The organism is Methylocaldum sp. 14B (assembly GCF_002005105.1).
Lineage (GTDB): Bacteria > Pseudomonadota > Gammaproteobacteria > Methylococcales > Methylococcaceae > Methylocaldum.
In genome coordinates, this window is the sequence record NZ_MSCV01000047.1 from 1 (window position 1) to 20,028 (window position 20,028).

Annotated in this window: 18 protein-coding genes and 4 tRNA genes; 7 read left to right on the forward strand and 15 right to left on the reverse strand. The window is 55.6% G+C overall.

Going from position 1 to position 20,028, the window contains the following annotated elements; translation table 11 throughout:
• Positions 1-55 precede the first annotated feature (55 nt).
• The 10 genes from B2A78_RS23985 to B2A78_RS24030 all read right to left on the reverse strand — a co-directional run bounded on the left by B2A78_RS23985 (position 56) and on the right by B2A78_RS24030 (position 5,949).
• A tRNA-Thr gene (locus B2A78_RS23985) sits at positions 56-131 on the reverse strand.
• A 23-nt stretch (positions 132-154) separates the two neighbouring features.
• Positions 155-228 (reverse strand) — tRNA-Gly (locus B2A78_RS23990).
• A 20-nt stretch (positions 229-248) separates the two neighbouring features.
• Positions 249-333: transfer RNA gene (locus B2A78_RS23995), tRNA-Tyr, on the reverse strand.
• Positions 334-381: 48 nt separating this feature from the next.
• Positions 382-978, reverse strand: coding sequence for an aminoacyl-tRNA hydrolase (pth, locus tag B2A78_RS24000; RefSeq protein ID WP_077732580.1), 597 nt, complete (start codon positions 976-978; stop codon positions 382-384).
• A 37-nt stretch (positions 979-1,015) separates the two neighbouring features.
• Positions 1,016-1,624, reverse strand: coding sequence for a 50S ribosomal protein L25/general stress protein Ctc (locus B2A78_RS24005; protein ID WP_077732581.1), 609 nt, complete (start codon positions 1,622-1,624; stop codon positions 1,016-1,018).
• A gap of 43 nt (positions 1,625-1,667) precedes the next feature.
• Positions 1,668-2,621, reverse strand: a complete 954-nt coding sequence (locus B2A78_RS24010; RefSeq protein ID WP_077732582.1) for a ribose-phosphate diphosphokinase — start codon at positions 2,619-2,621, stop codon at positions 1,668-1,670.
• 41 nt (positions 2,622-2,662) lie between these two features.
• A tRNA-Gln gene (locus B2A78_RS24015) sits at positions 2,663-2,737 on the reverse strand.
• A 22-nt stretch (positions 2,738-2,759) separates the two neighbouring features.
• Positions 2,760-3,611 (reverse strand): 4-(cytidine 5'-diphospho)-2-C-methyl-D-erythritol kinase, encoded by an 852-nt coding sequence (ispE, locus tag B2A78_RS24020; RefSeq protein WP_205780891.1) that lies wholly within the window; start codon positions 3,609-3,611, stop codon positions 2,760-2,762.
• 3 nt (positions 3,612-3,614) lie between these two features.
• Positions 3,615-4,202: a lipoprotein insertase outer membrane protein LolB gene (gene lolB, locus B2A78_RS24025; protein ID WP_168175540.1), complete on the reverse strand. Its 588-nt coding sequence runs from the start codon at positions 4,200-4,202 to the stop codon at positions 3,615-3,617.
• 22 nt (positions 4,203-4,224) lie between these two features.
• Complete coding sequence (locus B2A78_RS24030) at positions 4,225-5,949, reverse strand: tetratricopeptide repeat protein (RefSeq protein ID WP_240502656.1); 1,725 nt, start codon at positions 5,947-5,949, stop codon at positions 4,225-4,227.
• A gap of 249 nt (positions 5,950-6,198) precedes the next feature.
• Here B2A78_RS24030 and hemA point away from each other — a divergent pair, with 249 nt between their 5' ends.
• From hemA to B2A78_RS24050, 4 genes are read left to right on the forward strand one after another with little or no spacing between them, the layout of a single operon-like run.
• Positions 6,199-7,461, forward strand: a complete 1,263-nt coding sequence (hemA, locus tag B2A78_RS24035) for a glutamyl-tRNA reductase (RefSeq protein ID WP_077732584.1) — start codon at positions 6,199-6,201, stop codon at positions 7,459-7,461.
• A gap of 3 nt (positions 7,462-7,464) precedes the next feature.
• A complete protein-coding gene (gene prfA / locus B2A78_RS24040) occupies positions 7,465-8,547 on the forward strand; it encodes a peptide chain release factor 1 (RefSeq protein ID WP_077732585.1) in 1,083 nt (360 codons plus the stop codon).
• Between the two features lie 4 nt (positions 8,548-8,551).
• Entirely contained in the window at positions 8,552-9,451 is a 900-nt protein-coding gene (gene prmC / locus B2A78_RS24045; protein WP_077732586.1) for a peptide chain release factor N(5)-glutamine methyltransferase, read from the forward strand.
• Positions 9,452-9,455: 4 nt separating this feature from the next.
• A complete protein-coding gene (locus B2A78_RS24050; RefSeq protein WP_077732587.1) occupies positions 9,456-9,869 on the forward strand; it encodes a M67 family metallopeptidase in 414 nt (137 codons plus the stop codon).
• Positions 9,870-9,889: 20 nt separating this feature from the next.
• On the opposite strand, the gene B2A78_RS24055 is transcribed toward B2A78_RS24050, so the two are convergent.
• The 5 genes from B2A78_RS24055 to gatC all read right to left on the reverse strand — a co-directional run bounded on the left by B2A78_RS24055 (position 9,890) and on the right by gatC (position 17,445).
• A complete protein-coding gene (locus B2A78_RS24055) occupies positions 9,890-10,507 on the reverse strand; it encodes a DUF502 domain-containing protein (RefSeq protein ID WP_077732588.1) in 618 nt (205 codons plus the stop codon).
• 94 nt (positions 10,508-10,601) lie between these two features.
• On the reverse strand, positions 10,602-13,985 hold the full coding sequence (locus tag B2A78_RS24060; protein ID WP_346425858.1) for a hemolysin III family protein: 3,384 nt from the start codon (positions 13,983-13,985) through the stop codon (positions 10,602-10,604).
• Between the two features lie 205 nt (positions 13,986-14,190).
• Positions 14,191-15,624: an Asp-tRNA(Asn)/Glu-tRNA(Gln) amidotransferase subunit GatB gene (gene gatB / locus B2A78_RS24065; protein ID WP_077732590.1), complete on the reverse strand. Its 1,434-nt coding sequence runs from the start codon at positions 15,622-15,624 to the stop codon at positions 14,191-14,193.
• A 9-nt stretch (positions 15,625-15,633) separates the two neighbouring features.
• Positions 15,634-17,088 (reverse strand): Asp-tRNA(Asn)/Glu-tRNA(Gln) amidotransferase subunit GatA, encoded by a 1,455-nt coding sequence (gene gatA / locus B2A78_RS24070; RefSeq protein WP_077732591.1) that lies wholly within the window; start codon positions 17,086-17,088, stop codon positions 15,634-15,636.
• A 69-nt stretch (positions 17,089-17,157) separates the two neighbouring features.
• Positions 17,158-17,445, reverse strand: coding sequence for an Asp-tRNA(Asn)/Glu-tRNA(Gln) amidotransferase subunit GatC (gene gatC, locus B2A78_RS24075; protein WP_077732592.1), 288 nt, complete (start codon positions 17,443-17,445; stop codon positions 17,158-17,160).
• A 105-nt stretch (positions 17,446-17,550) separates the two neighbouring features.
• Here gatC and B2A78_RS24080 point away from each other — a divergent pair, with 105 nt between their 5' ends.
• From B2A78_RS24080 to mreD, 3 genes are read left to right on the forward strand one after another with little or no spacing between them, the layout of a single operon-like run.
• A complete protein-coding gene (locus tag B2A78_RS24080; protein WP_077732593.1) occupies positions 17,551-18,597 on the forward strand; it encodes a rod shape-determining protein in 1,047 nt (348 codons plus the stop codon).
• Between the two features lie 44 nt (positions 18,598-18,641).
• A complete protein-coding gene (mreC, locus tag B2A78_RS24085; protein ID WP_077732594.1) occupies positions 18,642-19,526 on the forward strand; it encodes a rod shape-determining protein MreC in 885 nt (294 codons plus the stop codon).
• Positions 19,527-19,545: 19 nt separating this feature from the next.
• Positions 19,546-20,007: a rod shape-determining protein MreD gene (gene mreD / locus B2A78_RS24090; protein WP_276205426.1), complete on the forward strand. Its 462-nt coding sequence runs from the start codon at positions 19,546-19,548 to the stop codon at positions 20,005-20,007.
• Positions 20,008-20,028 lie beyond the last annotated feature (21 nt).

Sequence of the window (20,028 nt, forward strand, 5' to 3'; positions counted from 1 at the left end):
CTTTTCTTTGGACATCCGCCAATACCCCTTAATCTGATAACCGATACATTCAAACTGGAGCCCATAACCGGACTTGAACCGGTGACCTCTTCCTTACCAAGGAAGTGCTCTACCGACTGAGCTATATGGGCAAGAAACCTGACGCCCTTTTTGCTGGAGCGGGTGATGGGAATCGAACCCACGCCATCAGCTTGGAAGGCTGAGGTTCTACCATTGAACTACACCCGCGCGCAAAATCCTAAATCTAATGGTGGAGGGGGAAGGATTCGAACCTTCGAAGGCAGAGCCGTCAGATTTACAGTCTGATCCCTTTGACCGCTCGGGAACCCCTCCAAGGGTTAAGATGTGAATTATTCGGCATTCGATTGTCGGTGTCAATATTCAAGACGCGCCAATTCTTGAATCGTTATGCAGACAGCTTGTTACAGCGCCGAGATCCCCCTGCAAGATCGCGGGAAACAGCTCGATCACTCGAGAAATTGCGCGATCTATTGATTCGCGCTCGTCACTACCCGGCTTGCCGAGCACATAAGGTACGACATCGTCGCGATTACCGGGGTGACCGATGCCAATGCGTATACGACAAAACCCAGCCGCCCCCAACTTGTCGATTAGATCCCTCAAACCGTTATGCCCCCCGTGCCCACCGCCGCATTTCAGTCGAGCGACACCAGGAGCAAAATCGAGCTCATCGTGAGCCACCAATATCTGCTCGACACCGATTTTATAATATCGAGCCAGTGCCGCGACCGATTGCCCACTCCGGTTCATGAACGTCATCGGCTTTAGGAGCAGAACGCTTTCGTTTTCGAGTTCCGGCGTCGCGACCAATCCCTCGAAACGCCGATCCTCCCTAAACGGAACGCCATACGAAGATGCGAGCTCATCCACAAACCAAAACCCGGCGTTATGCCGGGTTTTTTCATATTTGGTCGTCGGATTCCCTAAACCGACAACCAGCCGGAATCGAATAGACAAAAGCCCCTCCCGGCCATTTTGTCAGCAATGAACCAGCCTATTCAGCCGGACTCTCCGACGATTCAGCAACCTTCCCGGACTGAATCGCCGCGACCGGCAAATCGTGCTCCGGTCCATGAGCGAGAGCGAGAATTTCAACTCCTTCAGGCACCTTCAAATCCGAGAGATGGACCGACTGCCCCACATCAACATGCGCCAGATCAACCTCTATGTATTCGGGTAGCTGGTCCGGTGTACAAGCGACCTCCACGTCGACCAAGTTGTGGGTTACTACCCCGCCTTTTTTCACGCCAACCGAGATATCCTGATTGACGAAATGCAAAGGCACATGAACGCGAATCTTCTCTCCCCGGCTTACACGCTGAAAATCCATATGCATGATAATCGGCTTACTCGGATGCCTCTGCAAACCCTTCAGGATCGCCCGCTCCTCTCGGCCACTGACCTTAACAGTCAGAACATGGGAATAAACGGCCTCGCTCTCCAGACTCTTCACGACCTTATTGTGCTCCAGCACCAAGCCAATCGGGTCGGCGTTACCGCCGTACAAAACCGCCGGAACCTTGCCAGCCCGACGCAGCCGCCGCGCATCACCTTTACCGGTATTCGTTCTCAATTCAGCATCAAAGACAAAACTGCCTACCATCTTTCTCTCCAAAATACTCTTAGCAGTGAGTTAAAAAATTGGATCAATCTACATAAAGCGAACTGACCGACTCGCCGACCGCGATACGGCGTATCGTCTCCGCCAACATCTCAGCGACGCTCAACTGCCGGATCTTTTTACATTGCTGAGCATCCCGACGCAGCGGAATCGTATCCGTCACAACCAACTCATCGAGCACCGAATCTTCGATATTTTCTATCGCCCGCCCGGACAACACAGGGTGAGTACAATACGCCACTACTCGCCGCGCACCATGGTCCTTTAATGCGCCGGCCGCCCGGCACAAGGTTCCGGCCGTGTCCACCAGGTCATCGACCATGATACAGGTGCGCCCTTCGACATCGCCGATGATATTCATCACTTTAGCCTCATTCGGCCTCGGACGACGCTTGTCGATGATCGCCAAATCGGCATCGTCGAGACGTTTGGCCAATGCCCGCGCCCTTACCACCCCGCCCACGTCGGGGGAAACAACAATCAGATTCTGATATTTCTGCCGCCAAACATCGCCCAATAAAATTGGCGACGCGTAGACGTTATCCACAGGAACATCAAAAAAACCTTGAATCTGATCGGCATGGAGATCCACGGTCAACACCCGATCCGCCCCTGCCGCACAAATCATCTTGGCAACCAGCTTTGCCGTGATAGGAACGCGGGCCGACCTGATCCGTCGGTCTTGGCGCGCATAGCCGTAGTAAGGAATCACTGCCGTAATCACGGACGCCGACGACCGACGAAAAGCGTCGATCATGACTAGCAATTCCATGATATTTTCATTGATTGGCGCGCAGGTGGGCTGAATCAGAAAAACCTCTCGCCCACGGACATTTTCCTCGATCTCGACTGCTATTTCGCCGTCAATGAATCTTCCAATGGTTGCCATCCCCAAGCGCATGTTCAGCTTGCGCACAATGCCTTCGGCCAAGGCAGGGTTGGCATTCCCGGAAAACACCATAAACGAGGCGTCTGTCATTCAAGACACTCCAAAGTCGAGACGTCGAGTCGGAATTACTATGGCTGGGGCGCCAGGATTCGAACCTGGGAATGCCGGGATCAAAACCCGGTGCCTTACCGCTTGGCTACGCCCCAATAATGTTGTTGACGGCCCTATTCAGACCAGCTTCAGCGCCTGATGGAGAGCCGACCGATTCCGTCCTCGCGCGACAAACACCGACCAGTCGCTCTCTAATGTCATGGCCGCCGCCCGCGCATCAGCTTCATCAGAAAATGCGGCAAACACGCAGGCCCCGGTACCGGTAAGTCTGGCGGGCGCAAAACGCCCCAAACTGCTCAAGGCAACTCCAACTTCCGGGTAGAATTCCGAAACCACAGGCAAACAATGGTTTTCCTGCTGCCCCGCAAGAAAGTCCGCTATTTTGATCGGTTTGTTATTTCGTGTCAAACCGGGCGCCGAAAAAATTTGCGCGGTCGCCACATGGCAGCTAGGCACCACGACGACATACCAAGGCTCCGGCAGCTCCAATGGAGTCAACACCTCCCCAACCCCCTCGGCCCAGGTCGAACAACCATTGACAAAAACCGGAACGTCAGCGCCCAACTGCAGACCCAACACCATCAGATCCTGCAAAGACAAGCCTGTCCGCCATAAGGCATTCAACCCAAGCAGCGCTGTTGCGGCATCCGAGCTTCCGCCCCCAAGCCCACCTCCCATGGGCAGATTTTTCTCAATTTCAATCTCGACTCCGTATTCAACATCGGTTACGCGACGCAGGAGTTGCGCAGCCCTTACCGTGAGATCCTGCTCTTCCGGCACACCGGGGAGCGGGCTCAACAGCCGAATGCGGCCATCGGAGCGACGGCGCAGCGTAATCCAGTCGCAACGATCGATGAATTGAAATACGGTTTGGAGCAAGTGGTAACCATCGTCTCGCCGGCCCACTATTCTCAGCATTAGATTAAGCTTGGCCGGTGCTGGCAGACGAAGCACTTCCGCGTCCATCATGCACTACCCCTTAACACGCCAGCTATCCGCTATTAGTTTGAGCCTAACATCTGGCCCTTGAATCGCGATCTTCTGCGGCATAACCCGGCCCCCCACATTCATATAATTTTGGAACTGGAGCGTCCAACCCGATTGCCTAAACCCCAGCAAGGAACCGGACTCCCCATAAACAGGGGTATGCGTTTCGTTCGGATCGGGCAACCCCACAATCCAGTACCGCAAGCTCGACAATGGCACGGCGAACCCCAGCCGGTCCTTTAACATGGCGTCGGGATCGCGGGACAACTCTGTAACCCCATCGCCTTCGTTAACGTAAATCAGGTCTTTTTGCAGAATGATAGAAACCATGCCCTGGCTAAAAGGCCCCGACACTCGCAAGCGATCCTGCTCCGCATCGTGCTCCCAGAACAGATTAGCCTGCCAGGCATCGTTCGCGGTTTGCACGCCAATCCGCCCCTCCAGCTGCCAGACTTTTAAGTCATAATTTTTCTCTTCGGCCTTTGGGGCTAGAGCAGGACGAGGCGGCTCCTTTTTGAAAACAGCGCAACCGGTCAGCGACGCGACCAACACAAAAACAAGGAATCTAAACAAAATTAGGCCTTTCTAACACCCGCTATTTGAAGGCTTCCCGATACTTGATCTTAATTTTTTTCATGTCCTCATGGCCTGGATCCTTCTTGAGCGCCTCTTTCCATATCTTTTTGGCTTCTTGATGTCGACCGGACTCCCACAACACCTCCCCCAAATGTGCCGCTATCTCAGGATCACTGACCGACTCATAAGCGCGCCGCAGATAATCGAGTGCCGAATCGTAGTTTCCCAAACGGTATTGCAGCCAACCGTAACTATCCAGGATAGCCGGATCGTCTGGCTTCAGCTCTATTGCCCGATCGAGATACCGCTTGGCTTCATCCAATCGGTCGCCGCGATCGGCCAGGGTGTAACCCAAGGCATTAAGCGCGTTGGCATCGTCTGGATTCTTTTCCAATACTGCACGCAGGTCCGCCTCTAACACCTCGACACGGTCTAGCTGTTCGGCAACCAAAGCGCGGGAATAAAGCAACTCCATCTGGCCCGGCATTTCTTCCAACGCCTCCGTCAGCAAATCAAACGCCGCCTCATAGTCCTTAGTTTTGGACAAGAGCTCTGCCTCCAGCAGGTAGAGCCGCAACGCCTCATTCGGAAATTCTTTGCGCACGTCAACTAAACGCTGCCGAGCGTCGGCCATACGGCCGAGATTAATCAACGCGGTAATTGAATTAACCTTAGCGTCGAATTCCAATGGCCCGGACCCAACTTTGTCGAACCGCTCCAGCGCATTTTGCAGGCGATTCTGGCGCGCTTCGATCAACCCCAAATAGAAATAGGCCTGTCCCCGCCACTTGGGTACGGTCGTTAGATCGGAAAACTCTTTCCTCGCCTTCTCGTCTTGCCCCGCCTCCATCAACAATGTCGCAAGGCCGAAACGCGCATCATGGTTATCCGGATCCTTCTCCAAAATACGAGTCAGCTCTTTCTCCGCCCCTCGAAAATCTCCAGCTTTCGCCAAAAATTGGGAATAGATCAGGCGCAAACGGACATTATTGGGATCGCTCCTCAGCGCCTTCTGAACCGTAGCCCTCGCCGCCTCGGAGTCACCCATCTGAGACATGACTTGGGCCTGCAATAGGCGAGCCCTATTCCAATCAGGGTGCAGAGCCAGCGCTTTTTCTGCTTCCTGCAGGGCTAACTGATACTCACCCCGGCTGCTGGCCAAAAGCGCATACGCGAAGTGAATCTCGGCCATACTCGGAAATTCTGTGACCAAGCGCTGCATTACTTTCGCCCCATCTTCCTTCGGAACCTCCGAATCCAGCCACTTGACCAATTCGATCAATGCATTTTCCAGGTCTACGTCGGGCAGGGTCAGTAGCGCCCTCAATTGATCCAGAGCCTTATCAGTTTGCCCGGCTTTCAGAAGCAACAAAGCCGCAACACGACGCGCCGAGGCATTTCCCGGATCTCGTTCGCTCCACAATGTAGCCGCTGTTAGAGCTTTTTCTGTATTCTTAAGATAGAGCCCGATTTGTGTTGCTCGCTCTGCAACCTGAGCATCTTGGGTAAGCTTGGCTGCTTCCAAATAATTGTTCAGAGCAATCTCGTACTGCCCGCGCTGGCCGGCCAATTCTGCCGACAATAACAAGTAGACGACTTCCGAATGCTGATTAAGCTCTTGGACATCTGCTTGACGGACCCCTTCCAAGGACTCGTCAGTATGAGGCCGCGATGGATTAATACCCGCGCATCCCGATAGCCCAATAGCACCGACACACGCCAAACAGACCAATCGTTTCAACACTGACGAAATTCCTAAGCCGAAGTTAATAAAAGAACCTTGGATAGTATTGACAACGCTTTTCTCCCTTCATCCGAAGCAGCATCGCGAAAATGTCCCGAGCTTTCGATTAAAGCGGGGTAGACTGACTTATAAGCCGGCGAGATTGTACGCTGTCCGTAACATGCAACAATAGACCCGAACCAACGGTATTTGGCTGCATTTGAGGTTTTTCTTAGAATTATATTTGGAAAGTCTCAGAAATTTGAGCTCATGAGCATTTTAACCTTAGGGTTGAATCACAACACAGCACCGATTTTGATCAGAGAACGCCTGGTCTTTCCGGCCGAACGAATCAAATGTGCCTTGCGGGATCTGATTCAATTACCCCAAATTGGCGAAGCCGCGATTCTATCCACGTGCAACCGAACGGAATTGTACTGTGGCGTCGAAACCGACGATCAAAACATTCTGATCGACTGGATCGCTCAAGAGCAGAGTCTTCAACGGGAAGATTTTCAACCGTATCTCTATGTCCACACCGACGCTGAGACGATCCGTCACATGTTTCGCGTCGCCTGCGGGTTGGACTCGATGATACTGGGAGAGCCGCAGATTCTCGGACAGATGAAATCGGCCTATCAAGCCGCAGCCGAAGCCGGAACTCTCGGCAAAACCCTGAGCAAACTGTTTCAGCACACCTTCACCGCCGCCAAGAAGGTACGAACCGACACCGCGATAGGTTCCAGCCCCGTTTCCGTTGCTTTCGCGGCTGTGCGCCTAGCACAACGAATTTTCGACAATCTTTCCGAACAGACTGCCATACTGATCGGCGCCGGAGAAACGATCGAACTGACAGCCCGCCATCTGGCCGAAAGCAAAATCGGCCATCTGATAATCGCCAACCGCACCTACGACAAAGCACACACTTTGGCCACCCAGTTCAACGGGTTTGCCATCTCATTGGCCGAATTGCCGAAGCACTTGGCCAAGGCCGACATCGTCGTTTCATCCACCGCCAGCCAATTGCCGATTTTGGGTAAAGGCGGCGTCGAGAGCGCCCTCAAAGCCCGCAAGCATAAGCCGATGTTCATGGTGGATTTGGCCGTGCCTCGCGACATCGAACCGGAAGTCGCCCAACTGAGGGACGTTTATCTCTATACCGTCGACGACCTGCGGAACACCATCGAAGAAAACCTGAAATCGCGCCAGGAAGCAGCCAAGAAGGCCGAAGAAATTATCGACACCGAAGTGGAGCATTTTTTGGGCTGGTTGCGCGCTCAGGGTGCGACCTCCACCATCCGCGACTTCCGCAGCCACGCCGAAACGATCCGAGCCGAAGCCTTACATCGAGCAAAACAGGCATTACGATGCGGTAAATCTCCCGAAGAGGCGCTGGATCTTTTGGCGAATCTGCTCACCAATAAATTGATTCACATACCCAGCGTCCAAATCAAGCAAGCGGGCATCCATGAACGGCACGATCTGATTGCCGCCGCCCGAGAACTTTTTCAACTCAAAAACAGCTCTTCTTAATACGTGAAACCATCCATTCGCCAAAAACTCGATCATCTTGCCCAGCGATTCGAAGAAATTACCGCCCTCCTTGCCGAACCGTCGATTCAGAACGATCAAGACCGCTTCCGTGCCCTGAGCCGCGAGTACGCTCAACTCAATCCGTTGGTCGGCTGTTTCAACAAGTATCTCGGTGCAATCGAAGATCTTTCCTACGCGCAGAGTCTGCTCGACGACAGAGACCCGCAGGTGCGTAGCCTCGCCAAGGAAGAACTGGTCGATGCCGAGGACAGAAAGGAAGCCTTGGAAAAGGAATTGCAAATCCTTTTGCTGCCTAAGGATCCAAACGACGAACGCAATATCTTTCTGGAAATCCGGGCCGGCACCGGTGGTGCCGAGGCCGCACTGTTCTCCGGCGATTTATACCGCATGTACAGCCGCTATGCCGAGCAAAAGGGATGGAAGGCGGAGGTGATCAGCGAAAGCGAGGGCGAACACGGCGGCTACAAAGAAATCATCGTCCGCATCAGCGGTCAGGACGTTTATTCACGCCTCAAATTCGAGGCCGGCACCCATCGTGTACAACGCGTGCCGGAAACAGAGGCCCAGGGCCGTATTCACACTTCGGCCTGCACGGTCGCGGTACTGGCCGAGGCCGACGAAATCGACGTCGACATCAGCCCGGCCGATCTTAGAGTCGATACCTACCGCGCATCGGGCGCCGGCGGCCAGCACGTCAACCGGACCGATTCGGCGGTGCGCATTACCCATATACCCACCGGGATTGTCGTGGAATGCCAGGACGAGCGCTCTCAACACAAGAACCGCGCTCGCGCCATGTCTTTGCTGAAATCGCGCATCCTCTCCGCCGAACAGGAAAAACAGAGCGCCGAAATCGCCGCCTCACGTAAACTGCAAGTCGGCAGCGGCGACCGTTCGGAACGCATACGTACGTACAACTTTCCCCAGGGCCGACTCACCGACCATCGCATCAACCTGACTCTTTATCGGCTCGAAGCCATCATGGAGGGCGATCTCGACCCGGTAATCGATCCCTTGATCAATGAGCACCAAGCCGAATTGCTGGCGCAACTGGCCCAGGACTAATGCGATGAGTACTCCTCTTGCCTCACCGAGATCCAGCGGCATCACCATAGCGGCCGCGCTTCAGACCGCCAGAAGTCGCCTCGAAGGTTTGAGCGAAACGGCGCGGCTCGATGCGGAAATTTTGTTAGCCCGCGCATTAAACCGAGATCGATCGTATCTTCGCGCATGGCCGGAGCGAAAGCTTTCGCCCGATGTAGAAGACCGTTTTCACCATCTGATCGAGCGACGACAGTCCGGAACTCCGGTCGCGTACCTATTCGGCGAAAAGGAGTTCTGGTCTCGTACGTTTAGGGTTAGCCCCGACGTGCTCATCCCACGCCCCGAAACCGAGTTGCTGGTCGAATTGGCGCTGGCGGCCACTCCGGCATCCCAGACGGCCGATATTCTGGATCTGGGGACCGGCAGCGGCGCCATTGCCGTGACTCTCGCCGCAGAGCGCCCGGCAGCCCGCGTCACCGCAACGGATCTTAGCCCCGGCGCTTTGAACCTCGCGCAGGAAAATGCGGTTCTGCACGGCGTCCGCAACGTTCGCTTTCGACTGGGCGATTGGTTCGATGCGGTAGCAAGCGACGAGCAGTTCGATTTGATTGTCAGCAATCCGCCTTATGTCGCAGACGATGATCCGCATTTAAACCGAGGCGATGTGCGCTTCGAACCGAGTTTGGCACTAACAGGCGGACTACACGGACTGGATGCTTTCCGGATCATTGCTCGGGAAGCCTGCGATTACTTAAAACCGCATGGACAACTCATACTGGAACACGGTTTCGATCAGGCGGATTCTCTGGCTGACCTTCTGAACGAATTCGGTTACGCCGAAATCAGCCGCCATTCCGACCTTCAAGGTCACTTCCGCGTCACAACCGCACGGTGGGAACCGAGCAGCCGATCCTTTTCGGAATAAAAGCATGCACGATAAAGAAATTCATATCCCCCGCCCCTTAGTCAACCAACTGTTGCACTATGCCCAAACATCGCCGGAAGTTGAAGTCTGTGGTCTGATCGGCGCGAAAGACGGCACCCCAAGCCACTGTTATCCGGTCAAGAATGCGTCGACTACGCCCGACTGCCGGTTCCAGATGGAACCTCAGGACCAAATCGATGCCATGCGTAAAATGCGGGAGCGAGGAGAGGAACTGTTCGCGATCTTTCATTCGCATCCGGCCGCTCCCGCCGAGCCTTCCGCCGTCGATCTCGAACAAGCGGCCTATCCCGATGCGGTATATATCATTATCTCCCTGAACACAAAGGGAGTTCTTGAAATGCGAGGTTTCCGGATCAATCAAGCGCGCCAAATCGAAGAAATCGCGTTGCTCCTGTAACGCTCACGGCGCAAAGTCGGCTAACGGGGCAGGCCTAGAGCCTCTTGCGATTTCGGAAAATCAGACCCCACGCTCATGACGAAACTCGTCACCTCCGAGATATCGAGAGCGGATTTGACTACCTTCGACTCGTGCACGATGACGGTGAACCCATTGGTCGGATTCGGCGAAGTGGGCACGTATAGAACATATCTGTCGCCCTCTCGGTTCGTGACGTAAGCCGGCAGCCACATCCCTTCCCTAGGATATTCCACATAAACGATTTCCCGCTTTTGCTCATCGGGCCTGCTGCGAAACATATCGACAATCTTTTTGGTCACCCGGTAAACCGTGTTTAGGAACGGAACTCGCTCTATCGCGAGATCGACTAGGGAAAGAACCAGGGAATGGCGCCGTTTGTTGACGGTGTGCCCGATGTAAGTCAGCAGGCCGAAAACGCCGGCGAACGCGAGAAAAGTTATGCCGTAATTGCCGACCGCCTCTTGCACGCCGAATACCGTACTCAGAATCAAATGGGCGAGAAATATGACGATCTGCGCCACTACGATGATTGGCAGTACCGCCAGAGTACCGATCAAGAAATTGTTCAAGACGATCTTGGCGAGGTGCTTGGCCTCAGCGAAATTACTCGGCGCCATGAGTTTTCTCCCTGAATGTCTAATTTGCCTTGTTAGACAATACGCCGCGCAACAATGATCACCAGGCCTCCTCATGCCTGAAGCGGCGGCTCCTTCACTGACTTGGCCCGACTTCGGTCCGGCTGTCGAACCACCCGCGCCGAATCATCCACTTCGCTGCTTCCAACACCGGGAGTATCGTGGCCGACGCGCCCAGCACTACCGCCCACTCGATTCGCGACAGGCCGAAAGTGCCGAATGCCTCCTGAAAGAACGGCACATAGATGATAGCGAGGAGCAACATCGCCTCCCAAGCGATCGCCAGATTCAGCCATTTGTTCGCGAACGGCCGACGAAACACGGAAAAACGGTCGGATCGAAAATTGTAGGCCTTGAAGAACTCGATCGAGACCAGCGTCGCGAAAGTCACCGTCATCGCCTTGGAAAGCTCGTTGCCGTTGTGTAACGCCCAGACAAAGACACTGAGATTGACCAGAGTCGACCAAATACCGCCGACCAGCATCAGCGAAACGACGGGAAAACTGAAAATCCCCTGCTTCGGGTCGCGCGGCTTCTGTTGCATCAAGGCTTTGTCCATCGGATCGACCGCCAACGCCAGAGCGGGAAGTCCATCGGTAGCCAAATTCACGTAAAGAATTTGCACCGCGCTTAAAGGCAGCGGCAACCCTGCCAGCGTAGCGCCCGCCATCAGGCCGATTTCACCGATGTTGGAAGACAACAGATACATCAGGTATTTCTTGATGTTGCTGAAAATCCCCCGCCCTTCCTCTACGGCGGCGACGATGGAGGCGAAATTGTCGTCGGTGAGCATCATTGCAGCGGCCTCCTTGGATACATCGGTGCCGGTGATGCCCATAGCCACTCCGATGTCGGCCTGTTTGAGAGCCGGAGCGTCGTTCACGCCGTCTCCGGTCATGGCGACGATGCGGCCTTGTTCTTGCAGAGTCCGGACGATGCGAATCTTATGCTCGGGAGCGACACGGGCGAAGACCTCGATTCGCCTGACCGCCTGCGCGAATTCTTCATCGCTCATCGCGTCCAGTTCGACGCCCGTAATCACTCGTCCGTGGTTCAAAATGCCCAGCTCGCGGGCAACCGCTCGGGCGGTGGCAGGATGGTCCCCCGTAATCATGATGACCTTAATGCCGGCCTTTTCGCAGGTGGCGATGGCGGACTTGGACTCGGAGCGAGGCGGGTCGATCATCCCGACCAGCCCCAGGAAACACATGTCTTTTTCAGCCGTTTCCAGAGACGTGTCTTCCTTTTGCGCCACTGCCAGAACACGAAGCGCCTCGCCGGCCAAGCGCTCGGCTTCGGCCTGTATCACGCCGCGGGCCGCATCGTCCAAAGGAGCCTCCCCCTCTGCGCTCAGCCAGCGATCGCTGGCGCTAAGAATGACCTCCAAGGCACCTTTGGAATAAGCTATCCGCCCGCCCTCGGCATTCTCATGGAGCGTCGTCATCCGCTTGGATTCCGAGGTAAAGGGAATCTCGCCCACGCGCGGAAACCGGCGGTCCAATTCGGAGAGTTTTAACCCGGCCTTGGCGGCAGCGACCACTAACGCGCCTTCCGTGGGATCGCCTTTAACCTGCCAGCGGCCCTCTTCAGTTCGATGCACGCCCGCATCGCTCGCCAGTGCCGCCGCTTGAAGCAGATTCAACACTGGAGGGGTAGGAGCGACTTCCCGAGCCTTATGGAGAAACCGGCCCACCGGTTCGTAACCGGCACCGGTAACGCTGAACAGGTTTCCGGAGACCCAAATCTTGCGGACGGTCATTTCGTCCTTGGTCAAGGTCCCGGTCTTATCCGAACAAATGACTGACGTGCTGCCCAAGGTCTCGACGGCCGGCAAACGCCGGATGAGCGCGTGACGCCGGACCATCCGGCGAGCGCCGATGGCCAGAGAAATCGTCACCACGGCAGGCAGGGCTTCGGGCACCACGGCAACGGCCAGGGCAATGCCGAAGATCAGCATGTGCTCGAAGGATTCGCCGCGCCAAATACCGAGAGAAACGATAACAGCGACGATGAAAACGGCGGCGACGGCGAGCACGTTCCCGACTTTGTCCAGGCTCTTCTGCAGCGGCGTCTCGCGCTGTTCAGCCCCGCGCAAGAGCCCCACGATACGCCCGAATTCGGTTTCCATCCCGGTCGCGACGACAATGCCCTGGCCCCGCCCATAGGTCACGGCGGTGCCGGCAAACCCCATATTTTGGCGATCACCGATGGCTAGCCCAGGATCGTTCAGCGGCGCGGTACGCTTTTCCACCGGCGCCGATTCACCTGTTAGGGGCGCCTCGTCGATTTGAAGGTTTACGGCTTCGATCAGACGCAGATCGGCGGGAATGCGGTTGCCGGTCAGCAAACGGACAACGTCTCCGGGAACCAGATAGCGTGCGGGTATCTCCACGAACTTGCCGTCGCGCATCACGCTAGCCATCGGTGCCGCCATCTGCTGCAGGGCTTCCATCGCGCGTTCGGCGCGGTACTCCTGGAAAAATCCGAGCAATACGGCGAATAAAACGATCACCGCGATGACGATGGATTCGACGGTATGCCCCAAATAAGCCGAAAAGCCGATGGCGACCAGCAGAATAACGACCAGAACGCTTTTGAACTGCGACAGAAAAAGTCTGAACGCCGGGGCCCCCTTGCCCTGCTCGATCTCATTGAATCCATGCTTGGCGAGACGGTGATCCGCCTCCTCTTCGGTCAATCCGCTTGGACCGGATCTAACGGCCTCATAAATCTGTTCAACCGTCCTGGCATGCCAGGACGGTTGCTGCTCCGTTACATCGGCCAGATCGGGTTTTATCAGCTCGATCCGATTCAGACTATTCCACACGAACCGCCAATGGAAACCGATGCCGGCCAACACAGCAACATGGAACAACTCGTGGGGGCCTAACACCCCGCCGACGATAACCGGCCATCGCAAAAAGTCGAGAAGCGCTCCCGAGGTGTAAGCCAATGCGCTGAACAGCAGCGTTTTGACGAATGAAAAACCGTAACGGCGCCAAACAGCTATCCCGGACGCCAGCCCCAGCCAGCCTAACCCTAAATACAGCGTCAAACCGAGCGCTTCCGGGATGTCCTGGAAAAAGATGACCTTGAGGGTCAACCCCGTAATCGCCAATCCCCAAATCAAAAGCAAAAAGCCCCAGCGCCAAAGACCGGAGAAAAGAATGCAGTGGACAGGGGTGAAACTCCCGGCGATCAACAAAAAGATCGCGGCATGATCCAGCCGCTGCAATACCGCACGTCCTGCCCCGCCGACGGACAGCAGATGGAACACGCCGCTCATGGAGAGGAGAAAAATGCAGGTAAAAACGAACACCCCGACAGCCACTATGTGGCCGACGTTGCCCCTGGCCCGGCGAATCAAGAAAAACCCCAGAACGGCAAACACGCCTGCGGCCAGCAAATGCATGAGAGAGCTTACGGGATCGGCAAAACCAGGAATCGAATAAGTCTCCATAGCGGGATAGGGCGTCAAAACGGCCAATTGAAAGGGGCAGGGATCTTGCGCCGGCGATGGAGTGCGGCCAAGAAACGGGGCTTGGGCCGGCAAACGCGCGAACGGTCCCACCGCGCCGAAACATCTCGCTTCGGGCGGCACTTAGATTCGGGAAGTGATCGATGGGACCTTAAGGGCTTGCTGATCGCCGCGGTATGACGCAAGGCTACTGCAATTTTTTCTTTAGCAAATCGTTCAACTGCTGCGGATTGGCCTTGCCTTGGGTCGCCTTCATAGCCTGGCCGACGAAAAATCCGAACAGCTTGTCTTTACCGGCCTTGTACTGTGCCAACTGCTCCGGATTCGCCGCAATGATTTCATCGATGATTTTCTCGATCGCTCCGGTATCGGTGATTTGTTTCAGCCCCTGTTTTTCGATAATGGCGTCGGCGGTCTCGCCGGATTCCCAAAGCGCTTCGAAGACCTGCTTAGCCAGTTTTCCTGAGATCGTACTATCGGCGATGCGCCTGATGAGACCCGCGAGGCGAGGCGCTTCGATCGGACATTTCTCGATCTCTAGACCGGCCTTGTTGAGTGCACCGGACAAGTCGCCCATGACCCAGTTGGCACATAACTTGGGATCGCTGCCCGCCGACTCCCTGACCACGGCTTCGTAATAATCGGCAAGCTCCCGCGTGGCCGTCAGCACGGTCGCGTCGTAATCGTTCAGACCGTACTGGGACTTGAAACGGTCGCGCTTTTCGTCCGGCAACTCGGGCAACCCCTTGCGCACGTCTTCGACAAAATTGCTCGATATTTCCAAAGGCAGCAGATCGGGATCGGGAAAATAGCGGTAGTCGTTCGCTTCTTCCTTGCTGCGCATGGAGCGGGTTTCGTCCTTGTTGGCATCGTACAAACGGGTTTCCTGTACGACTTGTCCGCCGTTTTCGAGAATTTCGATCTGCCGCTCGATTTCGTAGTTGATGGCACGCTCCACGAAGCGGAACGAGTTCAGGTTCTTGATTTCGGCACGGGTACCGAATTTTTCCTGACCTTTAGGGCGAACCGACACGTTGGCGTCGCAACGGAACGATCCCTCCTGCATGTTGCCGTCGCAGATCTCCAAATATCGAACTAGGGCATGCAGCTTTTTCATGTAAACCACCGCCTCCTTCGCCGAGCGAAGATCCGGCTCGGACACGATTTCCAGCAGCGGCGTGCCGGCCCGGTTCAAGTCGATTCCGGTAAAGCCGTGAAAATCTTCATGCAAGGACTTGCCGGCGTCTTCTTCCAAATGGGCGCGCGTGATCCCAATGATTTTCTCGATGCCGTCCACGGAAATGTTCAAATGCCCCTGGCTTACGACCGGAAGATCGTATTGGCTGATTTGATAGCCCTTCGGCAAGTCGGGGTAGAAGTAGTTCTTGCGCGCGAATACCGAAAAAGGAGCCACGCGGGCGCCGATGGCGAGACCGAATTTGACCGCCATGCGCACCGCCTCGCCGTTCAAAACGGGCAATACGCCGGGCAAACCCAAATCCACCGTACAGGCCTGGGTGTTGGGCTCGGCGCCATAGGCCGTAGCCGCACCCGAAAAAATCTTGGATTTAGTAGCGAGCTGGGCGTGAATTTCCAACCCGATGACCGTTTCCCATTCCATACAAACCTCTTAAACGAAATCTTTCGGAGCCCGCCGGTGCCAATCGGTCGCTCGCTGATACCGATGCGCGACATTGAGCAAACGCTCCTCGGAAAAGTAATTGCCGATGATCTGCATGCCGACCGGCAAATTCTTGGAAAATCCGACCGGAACCGACATGCCGGGGAGACCGGCCAAATTTACGGCGATCGTATAGATGTCCGACAGGTACATCGCGATAGGGTCGGCGGTCTTCTCGCCGAAGCGGAATGCAGCGGACGGCGAGGTAGGCCCCATGATCACGTCGACATCCTCAAAGGCCCGTTTGAAATCGTCGCTGATCAAGCGTCGGACTTTTTGGGCTTTAAGGTAATAGGCATCGTAGTAACCCGCGGACAGCGCATAAGTGCCGATGAGAATGCGCCGCTTCACTTCCGCACCGAAACCTTCACCGCGAGAGCGCATGTACAGATCGTGCAAGTCTTTCGGATCCTTACAGCGATACCCGAAACGGACGCCGTCATAGCGGGCCAGGTTGGACGAACATTCGGCGGGTGCCACAACGTAATAAGCCGGTACCGACAACTTCATGTTGGGCAACGAAATCTCTTTCACGGTCGCGCCCAGCTTCCGATATTCGTCAATAGCGTCGTCAATCAGGCGCGCGATGTCCGAATCCAAGGCCTCATCGAAAAACTCTTTGGGCAGGCCGATCCTGAGCCCTTCCAAGCTGTTGTTGAGAGAGGCGGAATAATTCGGCACCGGCCTATCTACGCTAGTCGAGTCCTTTTCGTCGAACCCGGCCATGACTTGGAGCATGAGCGCGCAGTCTTCCGCGGTTCGGGCCATGGGACCACCTTGGTCGAGGCTGGACGCGAATGCGATCATTCCCCAGCGGGAAACCAAACCATAGGTGGGTTTCAAGCCAGTGATGCCGCAAAAAGACGCAGGCTGGCGAATCGATCCGCCAGTATCGGTACCGGTGGCCCCCGGAGTCAGACGGGCCGCCACCGATGCCGCCGAGCCGCCGGACGAACCGCCCGGAACCGCATCGGTGTCCCACGGATTTTTTACCGGTCCGAAATAGCTCGTTTCGTTGGATGACCCCATGGCAAACTCATCCATGTTGAGTTTGCCCAGCATGACCGTTCCGGCCTGCTTGAATCGCTCAACGACCGTGGCATCGTACGGGGCGATAAAATTATCGAGCATCTTCGAACCGCAACTCGTCTTCACGCCTTTGGTGCAGAAGATATCTTTCTGAGCGATGGGGACGCCGGTCAAGACACCGGCAGAACCCTGTGATATCGCCGCATCCGCCGCTGCAGACTGCGCTAGCGCCTGCTCTTCAGTGACGGTCACAAAGCAATTGAGATGCGGATCGTAGAGCCGGATGCGTGCCAGAAAAGTCTGTGTCAATTCGATGCTGCTGAATTCTTTTTTTCTGAGTCCGTCAGCTAATTCGGCAATGGTTTTGTCGTGCATGAGATAGTTCCGAAATCCAGAATACGCGCGAAACGGCGGTAGCCCTCCGGCTTCGGCCGTTCCTATCGATCACTCGATAACCTTGGGCACCAGATAAAGCCCCGCTTCCACCAAGGGTGCATGGGCCTGGAATAACTCCCGCTGGTCGGTCTCGCTCACCGTATCCGGCCTCAAGCGCTGAGCCTGATCCAAAGGGTGAGCCATCGGAGTGACCTCCGAGGTATCCACGGTGCTCATTTCCTCGACAAAATCCAATATGCCTGTAAGATCTCGAGCATAAGCGGCCGCTTTTTCCGCATCAATGGCAAGCCGGGCAAGCCAAGCAATTTTGTAAACTTGGTCAATATTTAAGGACATATTTGCATCCGATGTTTCTTTCAGTCATATAATACCTGATATATGGCTTTTGTCGCTCCGGGCTATCCGTTGTAAAATCACGGCATTCACAAGGACTATATGCCTATGTTCTTCAGACACCTCCGAGGATTTTTCTCGAACGACTTGTCCATCGACCTTGGCACCGCAAACACCTTGATCTACATCCGTGGCCAAGGCATCGTGGTGAACGAGCCGTCAGTGGTGGCTATCCGCGAGGATCGCACCCGCGGACAGAAATCCATCGCGGCAGTCGGTTCGGCTGCAAAGTCGATGTTGGGGCGAACCCCCGGCAACATCACTGCCATCCGGCCTCTCAAGGACGGAGTGATCGCCGACTTCACCGTCACGGAGAAGATGCTCCAGTACTTCATCCACAAGGTACACAGGAACAAGCTTTTTCGGCCTAGCCCCAGGGTTTTGATCTGCGTACCGTGCGGTTCTACCCAAGTAGAACGACGGGCGATCAAGGAATCGGCGGCCGGAGCTGGGGCACGGGAGGTCTATCTCATCGAAGAGCCCATGGCGGCAGCCATCGGTGCCGGACTGCCGGTGCATGAAGCGCGCGGATCGATGGTCCTGGACATTGGCGGCGGAACATCCGAAGTAGCGGTAATCTCGCTGAACGGTATCGTCTACTCCGCCTCGGTGCGTATCGGTGGCGACCGCATGGACGAAGCCATTATGAATTACGTACGCCGGAACTATGGGACACTGATCGGAGAGTCCACCGCCGAACGGATCAAGTACGAAATCGGTACTGCCTATCCGGGTAGCGAGATCAAGGAAATTGAAGTCAAGGGACGCAACCTGGCGGAAGGCGTCCCGCGCAGCTTTGTCTTGAACAGCAACGAAATCCTCGAAGCGCTTCAGGAACCTTTACAGGGGATTATCGGAGCGGTAAAAGTGGCGCTGGAACAGACACCGCCCGAACTGGGTGCTGATGTCGCGGATCGGGGCATCGTTTTGACCGGCGGGGGCGCGTTGCTTAAGGACATGGACCGCCTGATCGCCGAAGAAACCGGACTTCCCGTTTTTATCGCGGAAGATCCGATGACCTGCGTTGCTCGCGGAGGTGGGCGAGTACTGGAACTGCTGGACGAAATTGGCGCGGCAGCATTCTCACTTGAATGAAGTCGGCCGGCTGCCGGCTCGCGTCGTTTTAAGAGGATTGGGATATCAAACGGCTGTTCACGCGAGGCTATTCACTCAATATCCGTCTATTGCTGTGTTTGGCGGCTGCCTTGGTCTTGCTCGCCGCCGAGCAACACGGCGTCTTTCATGCCGCGCGAACGCCTTTCGCGTCCGCGACCTACCCTTTACAGCAAATCGTTAGCTCGCCCGTACGTTTTGGACAGCACATTATAGAATCCGTATCTACATACGCGGGGCTGGTGGCGGAAAACCAAAAATTAAGGGAGGAGCAGCTCGTCCTCAAGACGAAGCTGTTGAAATTCGCCGCCTTGGAGCAGGAGAATATCCGGCTTCGCGGGCTTTTGGACACCTCTTATAAAGTTGGCGAGCAGGTATCGATAGCCGAGCTACTGTCCGTCAACCTCGTCCCCTACGAGCATATCGTCGTGGTAAACAAAGGTGCCCGATTCGGCGTTCATGCCGGCCAACCTGTGTTCGACGCGAACGGAGTCGTGGGGCAGGTGCTGCGAGTTGGGCCCTACAGCGCCGAAGTGATGCTGATTACTGACCCGAATCATGCCATTCCGGTACAGGTAAATCGGAACGGCCTTCGTACTCTTGCTTTGGGCACCGGACAAACCGATCGCCTGGCACTACCCTATCTTTCCAGCAATGCCGATATTCAGGTAGGCGACCTCCTCGTGACCTCGGGACTCGGAGGCGTTTTTCCCCATGGTTATCCCGTGGCGACGGTAACAGACGTCGCACCGCAAAAAACATCCTTTGCAAAAATCTCTGCCGCGCCGGTAGCCCAGCTCGACCGAAACCGCGAGCTGTTGTTGGTCTGGAGCGACTCGCGATCCATCCCGCGCATCCCTGCCGGTCAAGAGCAGCATTCAAACACTTTACCCCCTAATGGCGACCGTTAAATCGTCCTCGGCCGGACTGATGGTGGTACCGCTAAGCCTGGTATTTGCCATGACTTTGCGCATTCTGCCTTTACCTCACGAGCTATTCGTACTCAACCCTGATTGGACCGCTTTGTTCCTGATTTACTGGACGATTGCGATACCGGACCGTGTAGGGGTAGGCACGGCCTGGCTCACCGGACTTTTCGTCGACACCCTAACCGGCCGCATGTTAGGTCAGCATGCCCTGGCTTACTCCGTCATTGCCTATGTCAGTCTGCGATTGTATCGCCGACTGCGCCTTTACCCGCTCCCCCAGCAATCCCTCTGGATACTCCTGCTCCTGCTGATCAGCCAATTTCTGATCCTCTGGACGCAAAACATCAAAAACATGAGTGTCCTAAATTGGACATATTGGCTACCATCATTCACCGGCGCACTCGCCTGGCCGGCGGTTTTGATGACGCTACGGCGAATCAGGCGCCATTTCAGCATCTTCTAACGTTCGGCTATGCGGTAAGTG

Bases quoted from the DNA above. Each gene is read 5' to 3' on its own strand.
- B2A78_RS24005 (WP_077732581.1), bottom strand. From the start codon at position 1,624: ATGGTAGGCAGTTTTGTCTTTGATGCTGAATTGAGAACGAATACCGGT.
- B2A78_RS24010 (WP_077732582.1), bottom strand. From the start codon at position 2,621: ATGACAGACGCCTCGTTTATGGTGTTTTCCGGGAATGCCAACCCTGCC.
- ispE (WP_205780891.1), bottom strand. From the start codon at position 3,611: ATGATGGACGCGGAAGTGCTTCGTCTGCCAGCACCGGCCAAGCTTAAT.
- hemA (WP_077732584.1), top strand. From the start codon at position 6,199: ATGAGCATTTTAACCTTAGGGTTGAATCACAACACAGCACCGATTTTG.
- prmC (WP_077732586.1), top strand. From the start codon at position 8,552: ATGAGTACTCCTCTTGCCTCACCGAGATCCAGCGGCATCACCATAGCG.
- B2A78_RS24050 (WP_077732587.1), top strand. From the start codon at position 9,456: ATGCACGATAAAGAAATTCATATCCCCCGCCCCTTAGTCAACCAACTG.
- B2A78_RS24055 (WP_077732588.1), bottom strand. From the start codon at position 10,507: ATGGCGCCGAGTAATTTCGCTGAGGCCAAGCACCTCGCCAAGATCGTC.
- B2A78_RS24060 (WP_346425858.1), bottom strand. From the start codon at position 13,985: ATGGAGACTTATTCGATTCCTGGTTTTGCCGATCCCGTAAGCTCTCTC.
- gatB (WP_077732590.1), bottom strand. From the start codon at position 15,624: ATGGAATGGGAAACGGTCATCGGGTTGGAAATTCACGCCCAGCTCGCT.
- gatA (WP_077732591.1), bottom strand. From the start codon at position 17,088: ATGCACGACAAAACCATTGCCGAATTAGCTGACGGACTCAGAAAAAAA.
- gatC (WP_077732592.1), bottom strand. From the start codon at position 17,445: ATGTCCTTAAATATTGACCAAGTTTACAAAATTGCTTGGCTTGCCCGG.
- B2A78_RS24080 (WP_077732593.1), top strand. From the start codon at position 17,551: ATGTTCTTCAGACACCTCCGAGGATTTTTCTCGAACGACTTGTCCATC.
- mreD (WP_276205426.1), top strand. From the start codon at position 19,546: ATGGTGGTACCGCTAAGCCTGGTATTTGCCATGACTTTGCGCATTCTG.